The sequence below is a fragment of the Parafrankia sp. FMc2 genome (genome assembly GCF_041008525.1).
GTDB lineage: Bacteria > Actinomycetota > Actinomycetes > Frankiales > Frankiaceae > Parafrankia.
On record NZ_JBFLUG010000317.1, the window covers coordinates 1 to 2812 of the forward strand.

General features: G+C 66.9%; 2 protein-coding genes and 2 pseudogenes. 1 reads left to right on the plus strand and 3 read right to left on the minus strand.

Annotated features, from left to right (window positions below; all coding sequences use genetic code 11):
- Positions 1-255 precede the first annotated feature (255 nt).
- The 3 genes and pseudogenes from AB1460_RS36700 to AB1460_RS36710 form a co-directional block, all read right to left on the minus strand.
- Positions 256-1161: a recombinase zinc beta ribbon domain-containing protein gene (locus AB1460_RS36700; protein ID WP_368967111.1), complete on the minus strand. Its 906-nt coding sequence runs from the start codon at positions 1159-1161 to the stop codon at positions 256-258.
- Positions 1148-1762, minus strand: a complete 615-nt coding sequence (locus AB1460_RS36705; RefSeq protein WP_368967113.1) for a recombinase family protein — start codon at positions 1760-1762, stop codon at positions 1148-1150. The genes AB1460_RS36700 and AB1460_RS36705 overlap by 14 nt, the downstream gene beginning before the upstream one ends.
- A 21-nt stretch (positions 1763-1783) precedes the next feature.
- Positions 1784-1975 (minus strand): annotated as a pseudogene (locus AB1460_RS36710) (IS6 family transposase); the annotation flags it as partial.
- Between the two features lie 377 nt (positions 1976-2352).
- Between AB1460_RS36710 and AB1460_RS36715 the strand changes: the two are divergent.
- Positions 2353-2812 (plus strand): annotated as a pseudogene (locus AB1460_RS36715) (hypothetical protein); the annotation flags it as partial.

Genomic DNA, 2812 nt, shown 5'->3' on the forward strand with positions numbered 1-2812 from the left:
GTCCTGCGTGAAGATACCTAACCCCCTGGATCGGCGGCCCGGACCAGCCCGAGCGTCGCCGCGACCCGACGCCCTTGCGCCCGCGACCACACCGGAGCCGCCAACGCCTGACGCCGCCGCCATTCCTCCGCCGCATCGGAGAACGGCGGAGGAATGGGGGCGGCGTCAGGCGTTGGCGGCTCCGGTGTGGTCGCGGGAGAAACGGCGGCGGGTCGCGGCGCTGCTCGGGCTGGTCCTGGCCGACGATCCCGGTGGTTAGGTCTCTTCTCGCCAGACCGGGTCCAACAGCTCGGGGTCGAACCTGCGGCCCCTGCCGGCGGGGTGGACGACCACGGCAATCAGATGCTCTTTGATGATCGCGCGTTGGCGGGCAAGGCTGTAGTCGTCCCACTCGGCGCGGACATCGGCGGGGCGGGCGTGCGCGTTCGCGGTGGCCACGAGATGATCGTTCCGTCCCTTGAGAAGGGCTTCTTCCTGCTCCCGGAGCTCTTCCATGGTCGGGAAGTAGTCCTTCGGGGAGATCCGCCGGGGCACCGACGTCCACGCGGCGCGGGTCTCGGTGATGCTCTCCTGCACCTCGGCCAGCGCTGCTTCCCCCTCCCACGGGGCAACCTCCACCACGGCGCTCGCGGTCTCCAACTCGATCTTGTTGAACAGTGCCGCCAGAATATGATCATCGGTGTGGGGTCCGTGCCGGGAGACCTTCCCGCACCCTCCCTGCGTCGGCGCGGGGCACCGGTAGATCGCGTGCTTGCGTTCCCGGTACGGCGGTGACCCGAACATCGACCTACCACACCGGCCGCACGCCACCACGCCGCTGAGCAGGTAGCGGCGGGAGTTATGCCCCTGCTGGGCATACGTCCGGTCCCCGATCTTGGCGATCACCTGTTCCCACCGGCGCACGCCGATGATCGCCTTCCACTGGCCCTTCACCGGGACCTCGATGGTCCGCCCGTCGGGGGTGCGTTCCTTGCGGGTGACGACCTGCATGTACTTCGCGACATGGCCGTTGACGTTCGGTTCCTCGACCCCCCGGCCGCGTAGGCCGCAGATCCGGGGGTTGCGGTAGACCTTCAACACGCTGCTCTTGGTCCACTTCTTCCCCCGGGTCCCGCGGATACCCGCGGCGTTCCACTCGTTCACCAGGTCAATGACCGGCACCCCGGCGAGGATCCTGCGGGCCCCTTCTCGCAGGATTGCGGCTTCGGTGAGATCCAACGTGCGTTTGTCGTCCTTCCACCCGAACGGACGGCTGCCCCCGACCGGCACTCCGCGTTCGGCGCGCTGCTTGTGGGACCGGCGGACCCGGCGGGAGGTGTCCGCGCTGGCTTTGTTCGCCGCGACCGCCTGCGCGCGGGCGTTCGCCTTCCCGTACTCGGTGGTCAGGCCCGACTCCGGGCCCGACGATCGGGCGGCCGTACAACTCGACGACTTCGATGGCGTCTTCCAGATCGCGTAGGTCCCGGGTGAGACGGTCCAGGTCCCACACGATCGCCCCGTCCAGGAACCCGGACCGCAGGTCAGCCAACAGCTCGGCGTAGTCCGGGCGGATCACCCGAGAGATCATCGTGCCGTCTTCCAACACGATCGTCTTCTTCTTCCAGGCCGATTTCTTCTCCTGGTAGACCTTCTCGATCGTCGCGCCGTGCTCGTCGGCGAACTCGTAGCCGTCTTCGTCCTGGCGTTCTAGCGCGTCATCCCCACCGACCAGTTCCGAGTACCGGGTGTACAGACCAAGTCGCAAACCGTTCAACTTTGCCATAAAAAAGTGTAGTTCGTACGATCGTTGCACCCACCGGTAGATCGTGACGTGGTCGACCTCGAGGCCGCGTTCGGCGGGGAGCTCTTCGACGTCCCGGTAGGACAGCGCGTACCGCAGGTACCACCGCACTGCCAGGACGATCACTTCCGGTGGGAACCGGAACCCGGCGAACTCCGACGTCGGAGCCGGTGGACGGACACGACGTCGACGCATCTCTGATCATGACCGATCTGACGCCCCGCGATGGCGGACTTCGCCGATGCAACAGACATGTCCTGCGCATGACCCGATCATGACCGATCGGCGGCCGCGCGTCGGCGGATTTCGCCTACGCAACAGAGCCGTCTCGGCCGTTCCGATGCCGAGCGCGGACGCGGCCCGGTAGCCATCCTGTAGTTGCCGCGCTACTGTAAGTATCACACAGGGTATAGAGTTGACTTCATCGAGTTATCATTATAGATGATCTGCAAATGGCTGAAGCTACCGCCGAGCAGTGTCCCGATGGTCCGCTTTGCGCGGCGGAGGGATGGGGTCTCTTGAACTGGGGAGGTATGGCGGTGCCGGATTCGGTCCGCCTGGGGTGTGCGCTGGTGGCTGCCGGAACCATCGTGGTCGGGGCGTTCGGCCTGCTAGGGGTCGGGGGCAGCCGATTACTCATCGTCGGCATGTTCGCCGTCGGCGTGCTGGCGACCGGTTGTAGTGGCTGGGCCAGCCGGCATGCCGACTCGGACCAGCGTCGTTGGCTGGGGTGGATGACCGCCGCCGTGGGCGCGTGGACCGCCGGGGCGGCTGTCTGGGCCGGCTACAGCCTGATGCGGACGCAGGTCCCCACACCGAGCATCGCGGACCTGGGCTTTCTGGCCATGCCGGTGTTCGCGGTCGTCGCGTTGCTGGCCTACCCGACGGTACGACCCGAGCGTGAGAACCGCCCTGATCGTGACGGCGGTCCTGAGGACGAGCGCGACCCGCCCACGTTCATCATCCTTGACAGCCTGCTGGTGGTGTGGTCCCTCTACGTGATCGCGTGGAGCGCCCGACTCGAGGCGACGC

Excerpts from the sequence above, each read along its gene's own strand:
- AB1460_RS36705 (WP_368967113.1), bottom strand. The coding sequence starts at position 1,762 with ATGGCAAAGTTGAACGGTTTGCGACTTGGTCTGTACACCCGGTACTCG.